The organism is bacterium (genome assembly GCA_035307765.1).
Taxonomy (GTDB): Bacteria; Sysuimicrobiota; Sysuimicrobiia; order Sysuimicrobiales; family Segetimicrobiaceae; genus Segetimicrobium.
In genome coordinates this window covers 1-21,002 of record DATGHU010000003.1, presented here as the reverse complement: position 1 = coordinate 21,002, position 21,002 = coordinate 1, and the positions used below count along the sequence as shown (strand labels likewise).

At 62.7% G+C, this 21,002-nt stretch carries 23 protein-coding genes; 14 read left to right on the top strand and 9 right to left on the bottom strand.

The features are described from left to right. The first annotated feature begins 417 nt into the window (after nt 1–417). Nucleotides 418–756: a cupin domain-containing protein gene (locus VKV57_00280; GenBank protein ID HLW58341.1), complete on the top strand. Its 339-nt coding sequence runs from the start codon at nt 418–420 to the stop codon at nt 754–756. A gap of 153 nt (nt 757–909) precedes the next feature. Here the strand turns inward: VKV57_00280 and VKV57_00275 are convergent, their stop codons facing one another. Beyond that, complete coding sequence (locus VKV57_00275) at nt 910–3,213, bottom strand: xanthine dehydrogenase family protein molybdopterin-binding subunit (protein HLW58340.1); 2,304 nt, start codon at nt 3,211–3,213, stop codon at nt 910–912. A gap of 39 nt (nt 3,214–3,252) precedes the next feature. Continuing rightward, nucleotides 3,253–3,762, bottom strand: coding sequence for a (2Fe-2S)-binding protein (locus VKV57_00270; GenBank protein ID HLW58339.1), 510 nt, complete (start codon nt 3,760–3,762; stop codon nt 3,253–3,255). A gap of 203 nt (nt 3,763–3,965) precedes the next feature. Between VKV57_00270 and VKV57_00265 the strand changes: the two genes are divergently transcribed. Beyond that, the gene (locus VKV57_00265; GenBank protein ID HLW58338.1) at nt 3,966–4,178 is read left to right on the top strand and encodes a CDGSH iron-sulfur domain-containing protein; all 213 of its coding nucleotides are present in this window, start codon (nt 3,966–3,968) and stop codon (nt 4,176–4,178) included. Between the two features lie 57 nt (nt 4,179–4,235). Next, on the top strand, nt 4,236–4,571 hold the full coding sequence (locus tag VKV57_00260; GenBank protein ID HLW58337.1) for a DUF971 domain-containing protein: 336 nt from the start codon (nt 4,236–4,238) through the stop codon (nt 4,569–4,571). 39 nt (nt 4,572–4,610) lie between these two features. On the opposite strand, the gene VKV57_00255 is transcribed toward VKV57_00260, so the two are convergent. Next, nucleotides 4,611–5,768, bottom strand: coding sequence for a mandelate racemase/muconate lactonizing enzyme family protein (locus tag VKV57_00255; protein HLW58336.1), 1,158 nt, complete (start codon nt 5,766–5,768; stop codon nt 4,611–4,613). Nucleotides 5,769–5,896: 128 nt separating this feature from the next. Here VKV57_00255 and VKV57_00250 point away from each other — a divergent pair, with 128 nt between their 5' ends. The 6 genes from VKV57_00250 to VKV57_00225 all read left to right on the top strand — a co-directional run bounded on the left by VKV57_00250 (nt 5,897) and on the right by VKV57_00225 (nt 9,798). Then, complete coding sequence (locus VKV57_00250; GenBank protein HLW58335.1) at nt 5,897–6,457, top strand: thioredoxin family protein; 561 nt, start codon at nt 5,897–5,899, stop codon at nt 6,455–6,457. Between the two features lie 106 nt (nt 6,458–6,563). Next, a complete protein-coding gene (paaA, locus tag VKV57_00245; GenBank protein ID HLW58334.1) occupies nt 6,564–7,505 on the top strand; it encodes a 1,2-phenylacetyl-CoA epoxidase subunit PaaA in 942 nt (313 codons plus the stop codon). Then, nucleotides 7,502–7,876, top strand: a complete 375-nt coding sequence (locus VKV57_00240; protein HLW58333.1) for a hypothetical protein — start codon at nt 7,502–7,504, stop codon at nt 7,874–7,876. Before paaA ends, VKV57_00240 begins: the two co-directional genes overlap by 4 nt. Further along, the gene (gene paaC / locus VKV57_00235; GenBank protein ID HLW58332.1) at nt 7,877–8,659 is read left to right on the top strand and encodes a 1,2-phenylacetyl-CoA epoxidase subunit PaaC; all 783 of its coding nucleotides are present in this window, start codon (nt 7,877–7,879) and stop codon (nt 8,657–8,659) included. After that, complete coding sequence (paaD, locus tag VKV57_00230; protein HLW58331.1) at nt 8,656–9,144, top strand: 1,2-phenylacetyl-CoA epoxidase subunit PaaD; 489 nt, start codon at nt 8,656–8,658, stop codon at nt 9,142–9,144. The genes paaC and paaD overlap by 4 nt, the downstream gene beginning before the upstream one ends. A gap of 426 nt (nt 9,145–9,570) precedes the next feature. Further along, nucleotides 9,571–9,798, top strand: a complete 228-nt coding sequence (locus tag VKV57_00225; GenBank protein HLW58330.1) for a hypothetical protein — start codon at nt 9,571–9,573, stop codon at nt 9,796–9,798. A 102-nt stretch (nt 9,799–9,900) separates the two neighbouring features. Here the strand turns inward: VKV57_00225 and VKV57_00220 are convergent, their stop codons facing one another. The 4 genes from VKV57_00220 to VKV57_00205 all read right to left on the bottom strand — a co-directional run bounded on the left by VKV57_00220 (nt 9,901) and on the right by VKV57_00205 (nt 13,112). Further along, complete coding sequence (locus VKV57_00220) at nt 9,901–11,472, bottom strand: hypothetical protein (GenBank protein ID HLW58329.1); 1,572 nt, start codon at nt 11,470–11,472, stop codon at nt 9,901–9,903. A 64-nt stretch (nt 11,473–11,536) separates the two neighbouring features. After that, a complete protein-coding gene (locus tag VKV57_00215) occupies nt 11,537–12,178 on the bottom strand; it encodes a hypothetical protein (protein HLW58328.1) in 642 nt (213 codons plus the stop codon). Further along, nucleotides 12,175–12,684 carry a hypothetical protein gene (locus VKV57_00210; GenBank protein HLW58327.1) on the bottom strand — a complete coding sequence of 170 codons (510 nt, stop codon included), beginning with the start codon at nt 12,682–12,684 and terminating at the stop codon, nt 12,175–12,177. Before VKV57_00210 ends, VKV57_00215 begins: the two co-directional genes overlap by 4 nt. A 47-nt stretch (nt 12,685–12,731) precedes the next feature. Next, nucleotides 12,732–13,112, bottom strand: a complete 381-nt coding sequence (locus VKV57_00205; protein HLW58326.1) for a hypothetical protein — start codon at nt 13,110–13,112, stop codon at nt 12,732–12,734. A 1,808-nt stretch (nt 13,113–14,920) separates the two neighbouring features. Between VKV57_00205 and VKV57_00200 the strand changes: the two genes are divergently transcribed. The 4 genes from VKV57_00200 to VKV57_00185 are packed head-to-tail and all read left to right on the top strand — an operon-like array spanning nt 14,921 to nt 18,106. Continuing rightward, on the top strand, nt 14,921–16,249 hold the full coding sequence (locus tag VKV57_00200) for an IS1380 family transposase (protein ID HLW58325.1): 1,329 nt from the start codon (nt 14,921–14,923) through the stop codon (nt 16,247–16,249). 50 nt (nt 16,250–16,299) lie between these two features. Beyond that, nucleotides 16,300–16,593, top strand: coding sequence for a hypothetical protein (locus VKV57_00195; GenBank protein HLW58324.1), 294 nt, complete (start codon nt 16,300–16,302; stop codon nt 16,591–16,593). A gap of 2 nt (nt 16,594–16,595) precedes the next feature. Continuing rightward, nucleotides 16,596–17,270 carry an NAD(P)-binding domain-containing protein gene (locus VKV57_00190; GenBank protein HLW58323.1) on the top strand — a complete coding sequence of 225 codons (675 nt, stop codon included), beginning with the start codon at nt 16,596–16,598 and terminating at the stop codon, nt 17,268–17,270. Continuing rightward, nucleotides 17,267–18,106 carry an SDR family NAD(P)-dependent oxidoreductase gene (locus VKV57_00185; GenBank protein HLW58322.1) on the top strand — a complete coding sequence of 280 codons (840 nt, stop codon included), beginning with the start codon at nt 17,267–17,269 and terminating at the stop codon, nt 18,104–18,106. The genes VKV57_00190 and VKV57_00185 overlap by 4 nt, the downstream gene beginning before the upstream one ends. 903 nt (nt 18,107–19,009) lie before the next feature. Here VKV57_00185 and VKV57_00180 read toward each other — a convergent pair. Further along, nucleotides 19,010–19,357, bottom strand: a complete 348-nt coding sequence (locus VKV57_00180; protein HLW58321.1) for a DUF5667 domain-containing protein — start codon at nt 19,355–19,357, stop codon at nt 19,010–19,012. Between the two features lie 247 nt (nt 19,358–19,604). Then, complete coding sequence (locus tag VKV57_00175) at nt 19,605–20,126, bottom strand: sigma-70 family RNA polymerase sigma factor (protein ID HLW58320.1); 522 nt, start codon at nt 20,124–20,126, stop codon at nt 19,605–19,607. A gap of 601 nt (nt 20,127–20,727) precedes the next feature. Between VKV57_00175 and VKV57_00170 the strand changes: the two genes are divergently transcribed. After that, nucleotides 20,728–21,002: hypothetical protein (locus VKV57_00170; protein ID HLW58319.1), on the top strand; the 275-nt coding region annotated here is incomplete at its 3' end.

Genomic DNA, 21,002 nt, shown 5'->3' with positions numbered 1-21,002 from the left:
GTTGGGAGACGATCGCCACCACCGCCGCAAGCAATGACGTCCGGAGGGAAATTATCGACATAGGCTGCGCAACCGCGAGTTCAGGTCCAGAAGGAGCCGTCGCGGATCGTCTCTCCACATTTGAGAAACGGGCTTTCATGGGGACCCAACATGCACACCACGGGAACTTTCACGACAAGCCCCCCAAGTACTGAGCCTCCCAGACGGTGAAGAATGTAAGCACCATGGCTACAGGAAAGTGCCCCCCCTGCTGGGCACAGAACAGGAAATCCTCCCGCGGCGAAAGATCGAAGGCGAAAGGAAGAAAGGTAACCTCTTACCTTCCCTCGAAAGCCCCGTGGGCTTCCTCCGGCGGTGTTTTTGCAGGAGTCAGCTTGGCGCCAAAAGACCAGCCCGGCAGGGAAGCGGGGGGATCGCATGAACGGGAAGCACGTGTTTACATCAGTCAGGACGCTGCCCGGCAAGGAAATCATGAAGGGTGTGACCATCAAACCCCTCGCCGGTCAACAGGCGATGCTCATGCACGCGGAGTTGGCCCCGACCATCGAGGTCCCGACCCATTCCCACCCTCACGAACAACTCGGCTTGGTCGTTGAGGGCGAGCTTGAGTTCTGGATCGCGGACGAAAAGCGCACGCTGAGGCCGGGAGACATGTACGCGATCCCCGGCGGCACCGCCCACGGATTGCGCACCGGTAAGGACCGCGTGATACTGGCGGAAGTTTTCTACCCAGTTCGAGAGGAGTACCTCAAGTAAATCTTCCATTCCAAGGCCGCGCTGAGGACGATCGTGGGATGCGCCCCGGGGGGAGAGCGATATACACCCGAGGACCCCAGGGTTTCCATGCCGATTCCGCCGGCGCGAGTGGTGCCTCCGCAACCGCCCTCTGTCAGGGATGAGGCATGGGGGTTACCCGACTCGCCCGAGCGCACGCAGAACCTTCATCGGGGTAATCGGCAGGTCCGTGATCCGGACCCCCAGGGCGTTGGCGACGGCGTTGGCGATCGCGGCCGCGGTGGGAATGATCGGCGGCTCACCAACCCCCTTCACCCCCAGATTGTTCGCCACGGGGTCAGGAATATTGACCGCCAGTGATTCGATTTCCGGAATCATCGAGACCCGAGGCACCGCATAGCCGTCGAACCCCACGTCCAGCACGGTACCGGTCTCGGGGTCGGTGGCGTGATCCTCACTGAGAGCGAACCCCAACCCCTGAATCACGCCCCCCTGGATCTGGCTCTCGAATTGCAAAGGGTTGATCACCCGACCGACGTCGTGGCAGGCGGCGATTTTGAGGACGGTCACTTCCCCCGTCTCGGTGTCCACCTCGACCTCGGCAAATTGGGCACCCCAGGTGCGGATCGTCACGTCACTTGGGTTGGCGCCCCGGAACCCGCGCCCGGCGATGGTAAAGTTCCCCATGCGGCCGGTCAGCTCGGAGATCGAGATCTTTCGATCGGGAACCCCCGCGACGTGCAGCTCCCCGGCCTGCAGCCGGATATCGTTGGGGGCCGCCTCGAGCACCGAAGCCGCGGCATCGAGCAGATGCCTGCGCACCTCATCCGCCGCCATGCGCACGGCGGGACCACACGACGCGATCGTTTGGCTGCCCGCGGACAGCGGGCTGTAGGGAAGGTCCGTATCCCCGAGGATGAGACGCACCCGACCAACCGGCAAACTAAGCACTTCGGCGGCGATCTGGGTGAGGGCCGTTTTGGCGCCCGTTCCGATATCCTGGGTTCCAATCCGAATCTCCGCCGTCCCATCGACGTTCAGCCGGATCTCCGCGTACGCCGGCGGCGAGCCCGCCCCCCCCCAAAGCTGACCGGCCATGCCGATTCCCCGGCGCTTCGTCCCGTCGAGGGTCGGTCCGGCCGGGGTCGGCCTCCGGCGCTCCCACCCGATCGACCGCGCGCCGAGCCGATAGGCCTCCCGCAGAAACTTGCTCGAATACGGACGTCGCTGCACCTGATCCTCGTCGGCATGGTTCCGCACGCGCACCTCCACCGGATCCAGCCCGAGTTGGTCCGCGAGCGCCTCCACCGCGCACTCGAGCGCGACGGTAGCCTCCACGTACCCTGGAGCCCGGAACGCCGCCGCGGGCCCGGTGTGGGTGAACACGGAGGCGGTGTCCGTCCGGACGTTGGGGCAGGCGTACAGTTCCTTAGCCGGGCCGCTGAGCGGCGTCGTGACCGCGCGGTAGGCCCCGACGTTCGATAGCCCCCAGTAATCGATTGCCGTGAGCGTCCCATCGCGGCGAGCGCCCAACCGGATCTTTTGAATGCTGCGGGGGCGCTTTCCCGCGGCTTCGCTCTCCTCGATTCGCGTGTAGAAGAGGCGGGCCGGCCGCCCGGCCAGGCGCGCCGCTAGCGCCGCGATCACCGTGTACTTCCCGGCGCCGTTCTTGCTGCCGAACCCTCCACCCATGAACGGACTGACCACACGGACCGTGTCCATGGGGATCTTCAGGGCGCCGGCGAGCTGCCGACGGACCCCGAAGATATGCTGCGTGGAATCCCAGATCGTCAGGCGATCGCCGGACCACTCGACCAGGGAGCCGTGGGTCTCCATGCTGTGATGCAGCTGATCCGGGGTATGAACGGTGAGGTCGACCGTGGCGTCGGCGCGATCGAGAGCCTGCGCGACGTTCCCGCGCTCATAGCGCTCCGGGGCGCCGTCAAGGATGTTCCCGCTGGGGTGCACGAGCACCGCCCCCGGCCGGATCGCCGCCTCGGCGTCGATCACGTGCGGGAGCACTTCGTAGTCGATCTCGATCAGATCCAGCGCGTCACGCGCGGCCTCCGCGTCATCGGCAAAGACGGCGGCGATCTCGTCGCCGACATACCGCAGCTCGGGATCAAAGAGCCAGCTCGCCCCATTGTACCAGCGAATCTTGGGGGCGTTGAGGTGGGAGAGCACCGCGCGCACTCCAGGGAACCGCTCGGCCTTCGCGGTGTCCAGCCGCACCACGCGCGCGTGCGCGTGGGGACTGCGCAGAACGGCTCCATGGAGCATCCCCGGAGGATAGAGATCCACGGTATATCGGGCGGCGCCGCTCACCCGTTCCTGGCCGTCGACCCGCGTGACCGGCGTGCCCACAACGGTGAACGGCTCATCCGCCGTCCAGATGGGAAGGTCATCCCCCTCGATAACGACCTCGCGCTCTTCGACCCGTCCCTCAAATTCGATCTTTTGCTTGATGATCCGCGGCATTTACCCCTCCACGTGCTCTTCTGCGATAACCGCCATACCTCACCCGCTTTTGCCGGCACCGACCCGCCCGGCCACCTCCAGCGCCGCAGCCTGGACCCGCAGGTGGGCCCCGCAGCGGCAGACATTGCCTTCCACCGCCCGCCGGATCTCCTCTGCCGAGGCCTTGGGCCGTTGGCGAAACAGCCCCCGCAGCGCCATGATCTGACCCGGCGTGCAGAACCCACACTGAAACGCATCGTGCGCGATAAAGGCGGCCAGGAGCGGATCCGCCTCCTCTTGCTGAGCCACGCCCTCCACAGTCTCCACGGACCGGCCGTGCGCTTGAACGGCCAGGAGCATGCAGGAGAGCATCGCCTTCCCATCAACCAGCACCGTGCACGCCCCACACGTCCCGACCGAACATCCCTCTTTGGTGCCGGTCAAGTGTAGGTCTTCGCGCAACAGATGCAACAAGGTGCGGCGCGGGGCCACGACGGCGTCGTGCGATCGACCGTTCACGCTCAGGTGAATGCGATGCGTCCCTGCTGTGGGCGGCGCTTCTGGATTCACGGTATCCTCCAATCTGACTGTCACGTGGAACGACGTGCAGGATTCGGCTCCTCGGGGCTCCGGTCCTGCGGGCAACCAGTGGGAGCGGGCGGTCGTGCACGCACAGAGATTTGGAATTGATGCACCCCAGCGAGCGTTTCGCCAGAAGAACGAGACAAACCGCATCGCGTGATCTGTCCAAGATCGAAGGGAGGGTACTGCCAATGGCAGAGGCAACGATTACCCCGCTCGACAACGGACCGTACCTCGTTAAGGGCCCGGCGAAGATCATCGACCCAGACGGGAAGACCTGGGAGATTCTGAAAGAAACGGTCGCCCTGTGCCGGTGTGGCGGGTCCATCAACAAGCCCTTCTGCGACGGCACGCATAGTAAAGTCGGCTTCAAGGCCGCCAATCGCGCGGTCAAAGGAGCGTAGCGGCCGGTGAGGCCGCCCGCCCACCCCTCGTTCCTTCACGGACCCGCGGTGATGTGAGTGGCGCGCACACCGGTCCCGCTGGAGATCGCCCAAGAGCCTCCCGGCGTGCTCGTCATGGCCTGGGACGACGGGCACCGCAGCCGACACGCCTTCCGTTTGCTGCGGGAGCGGTGCCCGTGTGCGCTGTGTGTCGATGAGTGGACCGGGGAACAGCGCCTCGATCCCTCCAAGGTCTCCGATGGCATCCACCCCAAAGAGATCGGGCGGGTCGGGGCGTACGCCCTCAAATTCACGTGGTCGGATGGTCACCTCACGGGCATCTACACTTTCAAGTTTCTGCGCGAGATCTGCGAGTGCGATACGTGCGCGCGGAGCCGTGCCGGCGCGCGGTGATGCACGCGGGCGTCGCTCCACGTCGAACCATCGTATTGGTTAGCGCATCGCGTAGCGTCGAATCGCCTCGCGGTCGACGTCCAACCCCAGCCCGGGTGCCTGAGGGAGGGCAATAAGCCCGTCTTGCGGGGCGGGGAAGGGGACCGTAAAGATGTCCCGGAGCGGATTCTGAATGTAAGCGGTACCCATGTACTCATAGGTATAGAAGTTGGGGGCGGCCGCGGCGAGGTGGAGGGAAGCGAGATGGGCGACGCCGCCGCTGAACCCCGTGTGGGGCGCATACAACAGGTTGTGGGCGTGGGCGAGCGCCCACAACCGCCGCGCGGCGGTCACGCCGCCGATTCGCGCGACCTCGGGTTGGAGGACGTCCACGCACCCGCGCGCGATGAGATCGCGGAATCCGTACAGACCGAACTCCGTCTCCCCCGCAGCGAGCGGAATCCGCACCGAGCGCCGAAGGTGGGCGTACCCCTCTAGATCGTCCGCCGGCACCGGCTCCTCCAACCAGGCGACGTTGAACTCTTCCAATTGGCGCCCCACGCGGACGGCGGTGCCGACGTCATACGCGCCGTTGGCGTCGAGCATGATCTCCACCCGGGGGCCGACCGCCTCGCGGATCGCGCGCACGGTCTGCACGTCGGCGTGGTGACCGCCGCGGGCCGACGGCCATCCCAGCTGCACCTTGATCGCGGTGTGTCCCGCGGCGACGAGTTTCCGGGCTTCGTCCGCCATCCTGGGGATTTCGTCAAAATACACCTTGGAGACGTAACACCGCACCCGGTCGCGCCCCGCCCCCCCGAGGAACTTGTAGAGGGGCTTGTCCACGGATCGGGCGAGCAGGTCCCACAGCGCGATGTCGATCCCGCTCATCGCTTCGACCACGAACCCGCGTGAATGCCCCCACCGTCGAAGCAGGGTGAGCATGTCATCCCAGAGGCCCTCCACGTCCCAGGGGTCACGACCGATGAGCGGAGGCGCCAGCAGACGGTCCACGATCGTGGTCACGACCTCCGGAGCGCGGCGGACGATGCACTCTCCGACACCCACCAGCCCACCATCGGTGCGGACTTCCACAAGCGCCGCATAGAACGTCGAGAAGGTGCCGATGGAAAACTGCACCGGCCGAGGCGGGGTCGCCGCCAGCGGCGTGCAGACGATCGAGGCGATTTTCATGCGAAAGGGATTCGGGGCACGCACCACCCTCTCCTCGACCAGGCGCCCTCGCCCAGCTCCGCTCACCGGCGAGGGCGGGCAGGGGAAATTGGGCAACGATCGTCGGCGTTCGACCATATCAGATCACGCCCGGTGGAGAGGGGGCTCAACTGATGGAATGGGGCAAGGTCTTTGCCGAAGGTCTGAGCTACCGCGATTTCCTCGCGAAGCATGCCACCCCGGATCAGCAGAAGCGCTGGCAGGCCGTCTACGACAGCGTCAGCCTGACCGGCGAGCACCGAGAGCTGCTTGCCGGTTTCGTCCGTGAGATGCGCGTGCTGTGCGTCGCCGGCGCTTGGTGCGGCGACTGCGTGAACCAGTGCCCCATCCTGGCGCGCATCGCCGAGCAGAATCCCAAGATCGGCCTGCGATTCGTCGATCGGGACGTTCAGCCCGCCGCGCAGGATGCCTTGTCGATGAACGCCGGCCGGCGCGTCCCGGCAGTGATCTTCCTGAGCGAAGACGACCACGAGTGCGGCCGGTACGGCGACCGCACCCTGGCAACCTACCGGCAGATGGCCGCCGACCGGCTCGGCCCGGCGTGCCCCACGGGGATCGTCCCGCCGGGCCCCGCGCTGCTCTCGGCGGTGACGGCGGAATGGGCCGGCCAGTTCGAACGGATGCAGTTGATGCTCCGCCTTTCCAAGCGGCTCCGGGAAAAGTACGGCGATTGACCTACCCTGACATTTTGTCGATTGACAGATCCCTCAGTGGCGCGGATACTATATGTGACGAGAATTGACCGATCGCACAAAAACTGTCACATGTAGGTGACCCACCGTGGACACGCGCCCAGACACCCAAGACGATCCGGTGCTCCTCGCCCGCTTCACCGAACGGATTGCGGCGGGAGATCAAATCGAAGCCGGGGAGTGGATACCGGAGGAATACCGGTTCGAAGCCAGGCGCCTGATCCAGATGCACGCGAACTCCGAGATCATGGGGGCGCTCCCCGAGCGGGAATGGATCCCGCGGGCTCCGACCTTGGCCCGGAAAATGGCGCTCACGGCGAAGGTGCAGGACGAAGTCGGCCACGGGATGCTCCTGTATCGGGTCGCGGAAACCCTGGGAGGCACCCGCGAGGAGATGATCGCGGAGCTGGTCGCCGGTCGTGCCCGCTTCCACAACGTCTTCCATTATCCCGCGGAGACCTGGGCGGATGTCGCGATCATCCAGGTTTTCGTAGACGGCGCGGCGATGCAGACGCAGGGGGCGTTGCGGTCCTGCTCCTACGCGCCGTATTCGCGGGTGCTGAAACGGATCTGCTATGAGGAAGATTTCCACATCCAGCTCGGCCTCGACGTATGGCGATCGCTTGCGGAGGGCACCCCCCGGCAGCGGGCAATGTTGCAGGACGCGTTGCGGCGGTGGTGGACCCCGATCATGCATTTCTTCGGGATGCCCGATCGGGTCTCACCCCACACCGCGAAGATGCTGGCCTGGCGGATCAAGGTTAAGTCCAACGAAGAACTCCGCCAGCAGTTCCTGCGTCGCTTTATTCCGATCATCCTCGAGTACGGGCTCGAAGTCCCCGACCCCCACCTGCGTTGGGTAGAGGCGGAGGAGCGGTACGTCTACACCGAGCCCGACTGGGAGGAACTGAAACGGGTGGGCCGCAACGGCGGGCCGAAGAGCGCGGAACGCCTCGGGCTCCGGCAACAATTCTATCGCCAGCACGCCTGGATCCGGGAAGCAGTCAGCCGATGGGCGGCCGCGGCATGACCACGGAGCGAAGGGCGGAAACCGCGGCCGAGCGAGATGCGATCTGGGAGCGACGCCTGGACGCGCCGCACGACGTGTGGGCGGTGTTCCTCCAAGCGCGCACGCGGGACCCCCACGTCCACGTCGGCGATGTGCACGCCCCCGATGCGGAGATGGCCCTCGTCGTCGCCAAGGAGAACTACACGCGCCGGGATCCGTGCGTGAACCTCTGGGTGGTGCGGGCAGACGAGATCCACGCAACAACCGCCTCGGCCGTCCATATGTTCGACTCGGCGACCGACAAGAGCTACCGTTTCGGCGGCTCCTACCGCAAACAGCAGCAGGTCTACGGAAGCGCCTGGCGCCTGTCGCACCGCGACGAGGATCAGTAGGTGGGCGGCACCCTGGCCGCGATCGCCGATCCCGCGATTCGGGCGGCATTTCGCGAGTCGCTTCTGAGGGCGGCCGATGATGAGCTGGTCATCGGCCACCGGCACTCCGAATGGACGGGCTTCGGCCCTGACATCGAGAGCGACGTGGCGATGAGCAGCATCGCCCAGGAGGAAATCGGGCACGCGCGAGCCTTCTACGGACAGATCAGTGACGGCGAGGAGGGCGGAGGAGACCACCTTGCCTTCGGGCGGGCTCCCGCACAGTACCTCAATGCGATCCTCACCGAGCGGGAGAACGGCGGCTGGGAGTCCAGCATCCTCCGCCTCGTCCTCTACGAACGATACGAGGCTGCGCGGCTCCAGTGGGTCAGCGTATCGGGCCAAGAGCCCGTGGCGGGCCTGGCGAAGGCGCTGCTGCGCGAGGAGCAGTATCACGCCCTATTCGCCGACGCCTGGCTCACCCGCATGAGCCGCGGCAGCGACGAAGGTCACACCCGGGTGCAGACGGCCCTCGAAGCCCTGTGGCCGGACGCCCTCGGCCTCTTCGAAGCCACTGAGATCGATGCGCAGCTTCTCGCCACGGGAATCCTCAAGGCGGGGCCGGATGCCCAGCGGCAGCGCTGGGAAGCCGAGGTGTGCCCCGTGATCGAGGCGTGCGGCTTAATCGTCCCCGCCTCGCCGCCGAGGACGGGAGGGCGGCAGGGGAGGCACACCCCCGACTTCGACCGGCTTCATGCGCACCTGACGGAAGTACGGCGGTCCGACCCGGAGGCACGCTGGTGACCACGATACTGGAAGATGCGGTCTGGGGAATCCTCGGTAGCATCGAGGATCCCGAGCTGCCGATCGCGATCACAGACTTGGGGCTCGTCCAAGAGGTCCGGGTGACAGGCGATCGCGTCGCCGTACGGCTCGTGCCGACCTGGACGGGGTGCCCGGCGCTTGATGTGATCCGCGCGCGGGTTCGTGGGGCGCTCGGCGCCCTCCCCGGCGTGCGGGAGGCGACCGTCGAGTATACCTACGATGAACCGTGGTCGTTGGACCGAATGACTTCCCGCGGGCGGGAGCGTCTGGCGGCGTACGGTCTTGCCGTGCCGAGGTGCTGGTTCAGCGAGCCTCCGACCTGCCCATACTGCGGGTCAGCAGACGTGGCGCTCGACAGCTTGTTCGGCCCGACGCTGTGCCGGGCCACCTATCTCTGCCGGTCCTGCCGCAATCCCTTCGAACGGTTCAAGCCCCCCACAGGACAACCCGTCACCGCATCATAGGATTATCCGAGCGGCGAGCGACAGGTGTAAACGTGAGCTTCTGATCTCACGGCCCGCCCAAGATAGAACGCGGGCGGTGTTCGTCCACGCAGATCCCAGCGTTGCTTATCCAGCGCTCCACAGGCCCCCGCAGCAGGAAATCTGCCATCAGGAGGGTGCAGGGGGGCAAATGCCCTCCCATTGTGGCGTCGAACAACTGTTCAAGATCGGGAAGGATGTTTTTGCGAGGTTCAATCGCGCTCCGGGACAGCAAGGTGTGAGCATCAGGGGGATCTGTGTTGGAAGTTCTCGGGGCATAGATTAAGGAGCCACACACATTGGCGCGCCCATCGTGGCGCCGGCGCAATCCAGCGACGCATGACGGCAGAGCGGGATCAGCGACGGTGGGTCAACCCGATTCGTAGGGCGCGGCGCGGGAGGTATGCGATGCGGAGAGTTTGGTTGGCACGGATGTTGGGGGTCATGGCAGTAGTGGCGATGCCGGCAATTGGCTTCTCCTACGGCAGTTTCTCGTTCGGTGGCAAGGGGATCGGCATCGTCCAGGCCGATGATTCCAACGGAGATGAGCACAGCAACTGCCACACGGGCGAGATGTTTTTGGGGGCCGGCGGAAACGATAAGATCGACTCCGGAGACTGTCCAATCATTGAGTAGTCGGTAACCGGAAGGAGATTCTCCCTACGGGCGCCCCCAGAGGAGCGCCCGTAGGTTTTTCCTGGCTTGATTACTCCCCTGACGGTCGACGCGTCGCAGCCCTTATTCTTGCGGCGTAAGTTCGTGCCAGCGCACGATCGTAACGGGCTGGGCACCCGTAGCCGAAAGCACTTGCAACATCGGTGTGGGAAGAGCCTGCTGCAACCCGGGCACCTGCCAAAAGTCCGGGTTTTGCGTAGTGTCTAACTGCTCTGTCACGACCATACCGAAAATCTGTACGTTCTTCGTTGATGTAAACATATTGGTGCTGGGTGTTTCCCCTACCACAAGGGCGACATCCTGTTCCTGATTGCACTTTGTGCTATTTCCCTGCATCGTGGCGCTACCACCAACGATGAACCCCAAGAGGTCTGTCGTCGGCATGCTGCTCGAATTTGTATATCCGCAGCCGAGAATATCGCCCGTGCCGCTGGCGGGATTTTGGGCCAGGATCTGTCCCCCGTTGCTTGTATCCAGGGCATTGGTTTGGCCGTTGATATTTGCGGCGACCAAGGTGCCCTTCCCGGTGTAAGTGACCGCCTGCTGAGTGGTGATCACCCCAGGCACGAGAAGCGGCGTCCCCGCCTGGCTGCTATTCAGCGTCAACGGGACGGTTTTAGAGGGATCCCAAAGCAGCATGTACGCCGACACCGTCGGTGGAGCGGCAGCGCAGTTGGCATTCCCCTGTGTTGGGACGTAGAAATAGGTTCCGCTGAAGGTCAGGTCGGTAGTGGTCGAGGGCTGACTTACCCCGGTGCAGATCACCATTGGCCCGGTTGTGGTCGACAAAGCATTCCCGGGAGATGTCGCGGTCACGCCCGCAGGACACCCTGGCTGACCCGTCAGGCAGGCGATGTAGCCGGCGACGTTCGGGTACGAGATCACTGGGACCACATTGTCCAGCTCGTCGGTGTAGACGTTCTTGGACATGTTGTTGATGTGCGTCGCATGGACTCCCCACATTGGCTGCGAGGAAGTCCCGATGGACGCGTTGCCTTTGGACATGTCGAGCGTTCCTCTTACAAAGAGCTGGTTTGTGTACGGCGCGGGGTCGCCAATATTGATCGCCCGGTCGTTGTAGAACCCGGTTTGAACGGCTTTAATCAGGAGGTCCGAGTAGAAATACGCTGACCCGTGAATCGTGACATTGCCGCCTCCTCCCTTCAGGGCGGAGTACGTACCTGCGGAGTACGTAGAAAAATCCGCGGGGGTCAATCGATGGAGCTCCACCTCAAGTGACCGAGATACCCCACCATATGTGCCCAACGTGCGGACCCAAATGTTGTTGGTGGGGTCTACCGCGGCTTCCCGAACCTCGATGCTGTAGGTTCCGATGGGGTTCCCCGCCGGAAACCCCTGCCCCACAGCGTTTCCGCCCCCGGGTTGAAACTGATCCACGAGCGGCTTGAAATTTACCCCATTCGTATCGATATTTTGGGTCGCACCGACCTTGACGCTCCAATCCTTGTCAAGACGAAGCACGGCGACCGCCCGCTCCACCGCACCGTCGGCAATCGTGAACGCCTGGGTTCCCTTATCGAGGGTTCGGGAAGCGCCCAATTCGGAGATCGTGAGGTTTGAAATCGCCACGACGATAAGCGCCGTAATGAGCATGAAGGCGATCGCCAAGAGCATGGCTATGCCAGACTCAGAGTGGAACCGCTCCCATTTCGGCGAACGCCGCGGTTGGGACAAGGACCTACCCACCTTGCCGCACGACGGTTTGGGTCGTGATCGTAACTGGGTTTTCACTGGTCGACAGCCCCTTTACCCGCACCGTAATCGCGACCCGGCGGATCAGACTGCGGTCATTGATCGTCAGCGGGTTGTCGGTCAATTGCCCACCTCCAAGATCCGCGGCGCTCCAATATGAAAAGTCGAGTTCGGTGAAGGTCAGCACCTTGGCTTCGCTCGCTGCGGTCAACGGCTGTCCAACTGCGGACGTAATCGTGGCATTGCATCCGGACCCGGTGACCTTTGCCTGGTAGACGATGCCACCGTTCAAATAGAACCGGTAGCACTGCGGGGTTCCGGTATTATCGAGGTCCGCGAAGAAGTCCACTTCGTTGGGCCCCCCATAGATGACGGCCGGGCTTGTGGCCGATGGGGTGTAATTGTAGCCGAGCATTCGGAGACCGCGCGCCAGCCTGTTCACGACAACACGGCCGTTCTGTTGTTCTTCGGCATATTGCTGGATGGTCAGCCAGGTTGTCAGATTGGCCCGAAACGCCAAGAAAACCCCCAAAGCCATAACGCCCAAAAGCATCAGCGCCGCCAAAACATCCATCAGCGTTGTCCCTTGTTGCCCATCCCGCATGGCGTTGACTGGGCCGCGGATCATCGGATGCTCACCGATGTGTACCCGGTCATGAACGATGTCTGAGCCTGACAGTCTGCTTGGGACCGATAAAGGTCCACTTCAATAAGTTGCAGATAGTTCGTCGCCGGATTGGTGCTGGAATCGACCGGGGTGTTTGGATCCCAGGTCACGACAATTCGAGCATAGGGCAGTTCAGGCGGTTGAGCCGGGCCCTCCGATAGTGGTGGGCTTTGAGGCGTTGCTCCGGAACAATCCGTGAAGGGAGTGTAAAAAGTGCAGTTGGACGATGCGCACAACCCTTCGTACCCCAATTGCCGAGCGTACTCCATTTGAGCTTGAATCCACTCGCTGCCTACCGTACGCAGTCGCGCAGCCATTTGCTGGCCCGCCGGGGAATGCTCTCCGATCAGTCCCAGTGCCACGGTGCTGAATGTCCGCACGCTCGATGTATAGGCCAGCGACACCAGCGATACCACGGCCATCAGGGAGAGCGCAACGAGCACTTCCAGCGTCGAGAACCCGCCCACACGCATGCGCACCGCCCGGAACTGGTATCCGCGGTCTCCACGCGGTGTCATTGGGCGCTCACCGTCGCCAGGCCCGTATATGGTTGAATGGTAATCAGGTACGACCGCCCTCGAAGGGTCAGGGTAATCGCGTGGGAGTTCGTATCGGCGAAGAGGGGCTGCCCCGAGGACAGGAAGGCAATGGCCACGCGGGTGGGGTCGATGGTGCAGGGAATCGTCCCCTGGCTCGGCGGAGTGATCTGGATCCCAAGCGCATACTCTTGTCCGCTATTGACACTTTTGAATCGCGACCCGGCAGTAGCCGTGTAGCTGGCCGGGTTGATGTTCAGAACATCTCCTCCCCCATATACGGTCGAATACAGGTCGTATCCGTCTGCCCGAAAACATAGTTCGACCTGCGGACCGTTCCCGGCATTTGAAACTGCCATCTGCTGGGCCCAGCGGAGATCTCCTTCCAGCAGGTATGTAGCATTCTGTAAGCGGCGTGTGATCAATGAACCTTGCCACCCCCACGCGGCTGTGATGACGACCGCCACTATCACAAGGGCAATGGTGACTTCAAGGATTGAGAATCCGCGTTGGGTGCGCATGGGACGACGGAACGCAAGATATCCCCTGCGGTACCTTCGGTGAATCGGACGCACCTGGTCCTCCTGGGCTGCGACGAAACGTCCCCCTGATGCCGAAATTCCATGCAAGGCCTCAGCGCGGACATAGCGGAGATCGAACGGCTAATCGCGCCCAGCCGTCCGTCTCTCCGGCCCCTCTACTCCCCCCAAGTGATGCCCCGCTTCCCGCCGCCCTAGACGTCAGCATTCCCCTGCGCAGCGAATTGCAATAGATCAGCCCAGCTGAGTGTTGAGATTCTGGTACGGGCAACACAGCTACGCTTTGCGGCATCGCACGGGGAGAGCCAGCAGTGAAAATTTTTGTGCTCCGCCTTCTTTGGAATTGGACACGTCATATGCTGAGCAGGGCGACCGCTAGAACACGCATACGTTCAGTTAAACCTTGCCGTGTCGACCAAAAGTAAGAGGAGATAGGACCCCTCCTCCTATCCCCTCTTCCCGTACTCGAAATGTTCCGATCCCTACGGCTTGCCGTGATCGCTCCCCCCGCCGTTCCCGTTACCCCCGCCGTTCCCGTTACCTCCGCTGTTTCCGCTACCCCCGTGGTTTCCATGTCCATCGTCGTCGCTGCCGCCGTTCGTGTTCCCGATGGCGTTGTCACTGTCGTTGGTTTTCCCCTTGTCCTCGTCCTGCCCCTTGGCTTGACTCCGCCCATGAGCTGGATCAGTTTTTCCAGAAGCAAGAGGCCCTTCAATCTTGGCCGCGCCGGAGACCACCCGACCCCGCTGGACGGCAGGCAGATTTGCGTTCGCCCAGTGGGAGACAGAAGAAACCCACGCCCCATGGTTCGAAAACGCACTTGCGGTGGCGAGTCCAGTGACCGTCAAAGATGAGTGATGCAACGACGACGTAGACGAAGTGAGGCTCATGCCGCTAACGCTCTTCCCTGCTATCGTTCCAGTGAAGGTGCATGCGGAGGCACATGAATACGTGCCTGAGGCAAATAGCTTCCCGTCTGTATACAGGTTGAACGAACCCGCGGTAGAAGTCCCGGTGATGGTCCCCGTGACCGGGACCCCACCGAATGAGCTACCCGACAGCACGTGCGCTTTTCCCGGGAGCAGTCCGAGTGGCCCGGATAGTTTAAGATCGTAGGGCAAAGCCGCATTTGAGACCGCCAGACTAGGACCTGCGAGGCTCAAAACCAATGTGGCGATTACCAGAAGCTGTCGCATGGAACCCCTCCGTCATCCAAGTCGAACGATAAACAAAACCTTCAAGATGTAAATACCCCGAGTGCATGGCTCAAGGCTCATTCGTTTGGATGATTTTGCGACGAACAATCTTCTGAGAAAGCTCTATGGATGGGAAGAAAATAGGTCGTCATACTGCCACCACCTCTTGCGTCAGGAGGCGCCCAGAGGAGATACTCTCTTCCGCAGAACGTCGTCGCGACGCATTGTGGCTTATCGGCTTCCTTTTTCGACAATCCCGCCCGGCAGATCGTCTGTAGCGTCACGCTAACAAACATCTTCGGCAAGGCAGCGACCCTCTGTATTAACCCGGATTTCCGATTTGGCTGCGCACTGAGAACCTCGCGGACACGTCGAATGTCTTTATTGATACGGGTTTGAGCGCGATGCTTGCGCTGGAGAGGTGCATACCCAATGGGTGAAGCCCAACACCAGCCCTTTCAGCTCTCGTTCAACACCGCGTTGAAGATCGAGTTCCAGGGGTCGCGGGTCACCTCCGATGGTGGCCTGATCCTCGTCCGCGAACTGGACGAGCGGTTGGGCTTCAGCACCCTCATCACACAGCACTTGACCGATCCGCGAGGCTCGAACACCCAGTTCCCGCTCGCTGACCTGGTCCGGCAATCGGTCTCCCGCCGATTGGCGGGGTACGAGGACGTGAATGATGCTGAACGCCTCTCCCGGGATCCGACCTTCCGGCTGATCGGGTCGGAGCAGCGTTGGGAGCGCGGGGCCGCCCTAACGTCCCGGGCGCACTCCTTCGAGACGGAGTTGTTGACCCAAGATGAGAATCTGGCCGGGCTGGCCGCGCTCAATCGGGAGCTGATCGCACGGGTAGACCCCGTGGACACCCCGCAGCGGGTGGTGCTCGATCTCGATAGTACGGAGATCCCTGTTTACGGCCAGCAGGAGCAGAGCGCCTACAACGGGCACTTTGCGTCGACCTGCTACCATCCGCTGCTGCTGTTCAATCGGGAGGGCGACTGTCTGGCGGCAAAGCTGCGACCGGGCAACGTCCACAGCGCCGAGGAGTGGGACCAGGTGCTGCTGCCCGAGCTCGAGCGGCAGCAGCGGCCGGGCAAGGACGTAGTCGTCCGGGCCGATGCCGGTTTTGCCAAGCCGGAGCTCTACGAAGCCCTGGAGACGCGGAACGCAACGTACGCCATCCGCATCTCCTCCAACGACATCTTGGAGCGGGCCATCGCGGAACTGCTCACGCGGCCGGTCGGGCGCCCCAGTCACAAGCCGGTGGTGCGGTTCACGAGCTTTCGGTACCAGGCCGCTAGTTGGAAGATCGCGCGGCGCGTAGTGGCGAAGATCGAGTTCCACTGCGGGGAACTGTTTCCTCGAGTGGGCTTCATCGTGACGACCTTGGCGACAGACAGCCGGGCGGTGGTGCGGTTCCACAATAAACGCGGGACGGCGGAGCAGTGGATCAAGGAGGGCAAACAGGCAGTGAAGATGACGCGATTGAGTTGCCACCGGTTCCGGGCGAATGAGGTGCGGTTGTGGCTGAGCATCATTGCGTACAATCTGGGGAACCTCTGGCGGCGGCTCGGGTTGCTGAAGCGGATCGACAGTTGGTCGCTGACGAGTCTGCAGCAGCGGCTGATGCAGACGGGTGGCCGGCTCGTGAAACACGCCCGATACTACTGGCTGCTGCTGGCGGAAGGGCACCTCACGCGACGACTGTTCGGGGCGATCGTGCAGCGGCTTACGACACTGTCGGTGCCGGCGGGATAGCAGCGCCTTTGTTGCTACCAATCGAACGGCCAGGACCGGAGGTCGGAGTGGTGACCGGTAAATCGGCCGTCAGTGCGGCTGTGCCGAGTGTGGAGGGTCTCAGGATAGCACAAACCGGCTTTCGTGGGACCGCCGGAGAGGGCTCCGGTGGCAAAGAACGAACCGGGTTCCACCGACGAAGGAATGCAAGTGCCAAACCGGAAATCCCAGTTGATGAGAGTGCGCTCGACGTTCAGCTGACGCCTGAGGATCTGAGCGACCTCGAAGCCGAGTTCTCCAAACTCAAGGTTCACGGCGGCCGCATGAATGAAATGCAGATGCAGATCGTTGAACGGGCAGGTTGAAGATGCGCATTGGCATCCTTGGTTCGGGGTTGATGGGCGGCAAGCTCGGAACGATCTTCGCGCGCGCCGGACATGACGTCGTATTCAGCTACGCTCGGAGCGGGCGAAAGCTGAAACGGCTAGCGCGCGAAGCACAAGGAAATGCACGCGCCGGGACGCCGGCTGACGCCGCCAGCGACGCTGACTTACTGTTGCTGGCCGTGCATTGGTCGCGGGTCAACGACGTGTTGAAGCGGGCCGGCGATCTCTCCGGCAAAGTGATCGTCAGCTGCTCGCTCCCGATGAACGCGGACGACACCGGGCTGGCCGTCACTCGCACGTCATCAGGTGCGGAGGTGTTGGCCCGGAAGGTTCGAAAAGCCCACGTCGTGTCGGCGTTCAGCACCGTCCCGAGTGAGGTCTTGTTCGGCGTGTTCGCCGCAAAGCGACGGACGCGGCGCCGGCCGAGCCTCATGTACTGCGGCAATGACCAGGCCGCGAAAGACATCGCAGCGACGTTGATTCGTGACGTCGGCTTTGAACCCGTGGATGCTGGATCGCTGCGAATCGCGAGATACCTGGAGCCGTTCGCCCTGGCGATGGCGCAACTCGCGTACGAGGGGGACAACGGACCCGAGATCGCGTACCGCATCGAGCGTTTCAAGTCTCGCGCCTCAGAGAGGATGGAGATGTCGTGAATAACAAGAAGGTCTGGTTCATCACCGGAGCGAGCCGGGGCATGGGTGCCGATTTCGCCAAGGCGGCCCTGGCGGTCGGGTATGCCGTCGTGGCCACTGGCCGGGACACCGCCCTCGTATCGAAGGCCCTGGGACAGTCGAACGACTTGTTGCCCGTCAAGCTAGACGTCACGAGCCGTGCCGATGCCAAAACGGCTGTAAAGGCCGCAGTCGACCGGTTTGGTCGCATCGACGTGCTGGTAAACAACGCGGCGAGCTTCTACGCCGGCTACTTCGAGGAGTTGACGCCGGAGCAGTTCGATCGGCAATTGGCGACGAGCCTCATTGGCCCGATGAACGTCACGCGCGCGGTCCTTCCGGTGATGCGCAAGCAGCGCTCGGGGCACATCATCTCGATCTCTTCGGCAGCGGGCCTCGCCGCCGGTTACGACTTCGTGACGGCTTACGCCGCGTCGAAGTTCGGCCTTGAGGGGTGGATGGAGTCGCTGCATGCCGAGGTCGCACCGTTTGGCATCAATACGACGATCGTCAATCCGGGATTCTTCCGCACGGAACTCCTCACGCAGCAATCGACGAACTATGCCGAGCCGTCCATCGCCGACTACGACGAACGCAGAGGGCCCCTCGTCGAGTACTGGAAAGCCCAGAACGGCCAGCAATCCGGGGACCCTGCGAAGCTCGCGCGCGCGCTCATCACGATTGCGAGCCAGGAGCCGCCTCCGAGCCGCTTCATCGCTGGCGCCGATGCCATTGCCACCGCGGAGCAGAAGATCGCGGACCTGAAGGCGCAGATCGACGCGAACCGGGAGCTCTCGACGTCCCTCGCTTTCGACTGAGAGCCCGGACTTAATTTAGACGCCATGACGCCGGCCCGTTCGGGTCGGCGCGCCGATCTCCGCTTATATATGTCGGGGCAGCGACTAACGCGGAAGACTTCAATTAATGCCCTCGACCTCCGCCACCCCCGTTCCCGTTGCCACTCCCGTTCCCGTTGCCACTCCCATTCCCGTTGCCACTCCCGTTCCCGTTGCCACTCCCGCTCCCGTTGCCACTCCCGCTCCCGTTGCCGGGGCCAGAATTGCCCTTCCCATTACCTTTGCTGCCTCCGCTTTGACCCTGCTGTTGAGACGTTTGCTGCAATTCCTTCTCATTTTGAGCAGCCTGGCTCACAAGATCCCCCACCGTAAGCCCGGCCGGAAGTTGCCCCTCCGCCTTGAGCACCGCTGCTGCCCGCGCGACTGTTGACACCCAAGCGCCGTGGTTGATGATCGACGTGCTCAGCAACCCATTGGAGCGACCCGTGGAACTCAAAGTAAATTCACTGGCATCCACTTTGCTAAAAACCCCGGTGCCGCCGGTGAGCGTCATGGCGCACTCACCGCTGCCACAGGCAAACGTCCCTCGCAACTGCCCAAACTGTCCGCTCGGCGAAGTCCCAAGTCCCGCGACTGACACGGCAAAAGATCCACACCCGGCGCCCCCTGAACACCCAGGCAGGACGCTACCGGTCAGCGAAAGGACGGAATGCAGTCCCCCCACACTCCCGGCGTTTTGCGTTATGGCACCCGGACTTGCCGGAGGCTGCACCTCAGAAAACTGATAATTGAGCGAGTAGTCTGGTTGAGCCGTCCATCCGGGGGCAACCCCGCTAAGGACCAACACCGAAACCCACACCAAGCCCAGCATCCAACGCATCCCTGTTCCTCCTAGCCTTGCCATGTTCGGCAGGCGACCGGGCATCAAATGTGCTTGAGATCCCGCGTGAAACGGTCTCGGTCCGTCGCGGAAAGGGTGGTCATGATCGCGTGCAGCCACCCGGCTTCACTGTCCAGGGCGTTGGCGGCACGGCGCAGCCCCAGTGAATCTCCCGCCTCCGCCATCGCTTGCACTTCCGCGATTCTCGCCCGCGTGGTCTTGAGCAACATCTCCCCCTTGTCCAGCCGATCCGGGATCAGCGCCACTTCGAGCTCTTCAAGCGCCACCCGTGCGCCGTACCACGGGCTTGCGGGGGAACGCCCGCCCCACGTCAGACCAGCCCCGATCCCCCACATCCCCAATACCACCGCCGCAGCGACTCCCACCCACACCTGCCATCCGCGTGTTTGGCGAAGAGGAGCGGGACCCCGGCGGTCTCGCTGCACCGTGGTTAGAAGAGCTCTCCGCACAGCGTTTCGTCCTGCCGGGAGCGGCACCCACTGAACAGCCGCCCGCAACCGCCGAGCTGTATCCCGCAGCTCGAGCACCTCAAGTGACTCGGCGTCTGCGCCGGACGTCTCGAATTGCTCGTCGGTGACTTCTCCGAGCAACTTCTTTAACAAAAGCTCTAAATGCCTTTCATGGGCGCGTTGTTCGTGATCGTCCATCGTCCCGCTCCGCCTCCATCCAGCTCTTCCGAAGTGCTTTCAGTGCCCGGAACTGCAGCACTCGAATCGCCCCTTCGGTTTTGCGCATGCTTTCCGCGACCTCTCGCGCACTCAACCCGGCCACGACCCGCAGGAGCAGGATTCGCCGGTACTCCGGACTCAGGGTATCGAAGCACTGCCAGAGCGCCTGGCTGTCCAATTGACCGAGCGCAAGTTCCTCGGGATCCTCCTCTTCGCCGAGCGACGTCTCGGCGTGTTCGACCTCTGTCATCCGTTCCCGGAAGAACCGCGACGCCAGGTGATCCGCGATCCCTACAATCCAGCTGCCGATCTGTCGAGGCTCGGCTCCACGCTCCAGCGACTCCAGGGCGGTGGCGAAAACGTCAGCGGCGAGCTCTTCGGCATCGTGCGGATTGCGTGTCCGCCCTAGAAGGTATCGAAATACCCGAGAGTAGTGGGTATCGTAAATACGCGCAAACTGCTCTGCGTCCACTCGCGCTCTCACTTCCGCCAGTATTCTCCTTGCCGGGCTAACGGACTCTGGCCCTCCCGTTCTCGGCGCGCAACAGGTTGGTAATGCGCTCGAGGAGCGCAGAGCTCGGTTGAGCTCTACAGCCAATGACTCGATTAAGATGCGACGCGCTCACCTGAAGCCTCATAGCTAGAAACGATTGGCTCAGTTTTCGCTCCTCGCACAAACGCTTGAGCTCCTCTACTATCGGGTGCGGAGGACCGTCCCGCTGCGCTTGAGGCAATGAGTCTCTCCCTCCTTCTCTAGACAATTACTTGCCCTCACTTTCTGTTATCCCGTATGTACCGCAACTTCGCATCCTTTGTTCAGGCATCCGCCTCGACATCAATATGTGCCCAAATCTCGGTTTTCGTTACACGGAACTCATCGGAAACCGGTCATTCGGAAGAACGAATTTGAATATCGATTGAAGGATCTTGCGTAACGAACTCCTGATAGAACCACACATTAGGGTAACGCCGCAACTGGACGGGTGGAAAGTGGGGTGGAGCACGCGGGAGAGCGGGAGAGTCGAAGGCACCAATGGGTACAGATGCCTATCTTTCGTAAGGAGGAACGCAAAATGAGTCGGATTTGGCTTGTAAAGATCGCAAGTGCAATTGCTGTTTTAGCCTTGCCCACGCTCTTCTTCTCATACAATGGATTTTTGAGTATCAAGGGCGCTGAAATTGTTTACGCAAGTTCAGGAGAGGGTCACGGCGCCCAGGGCAACGGAGGGCAAGGCAACGGTGGTCAGGGCAACGGAGGGCAAGGCAACGGTGGTCAGGGCAACGGTGGTCAGGGCAACGGTGGTCAGGGCAACGGTGGTCAGGGCAACGGTGGTCAGGGCAACGGTGG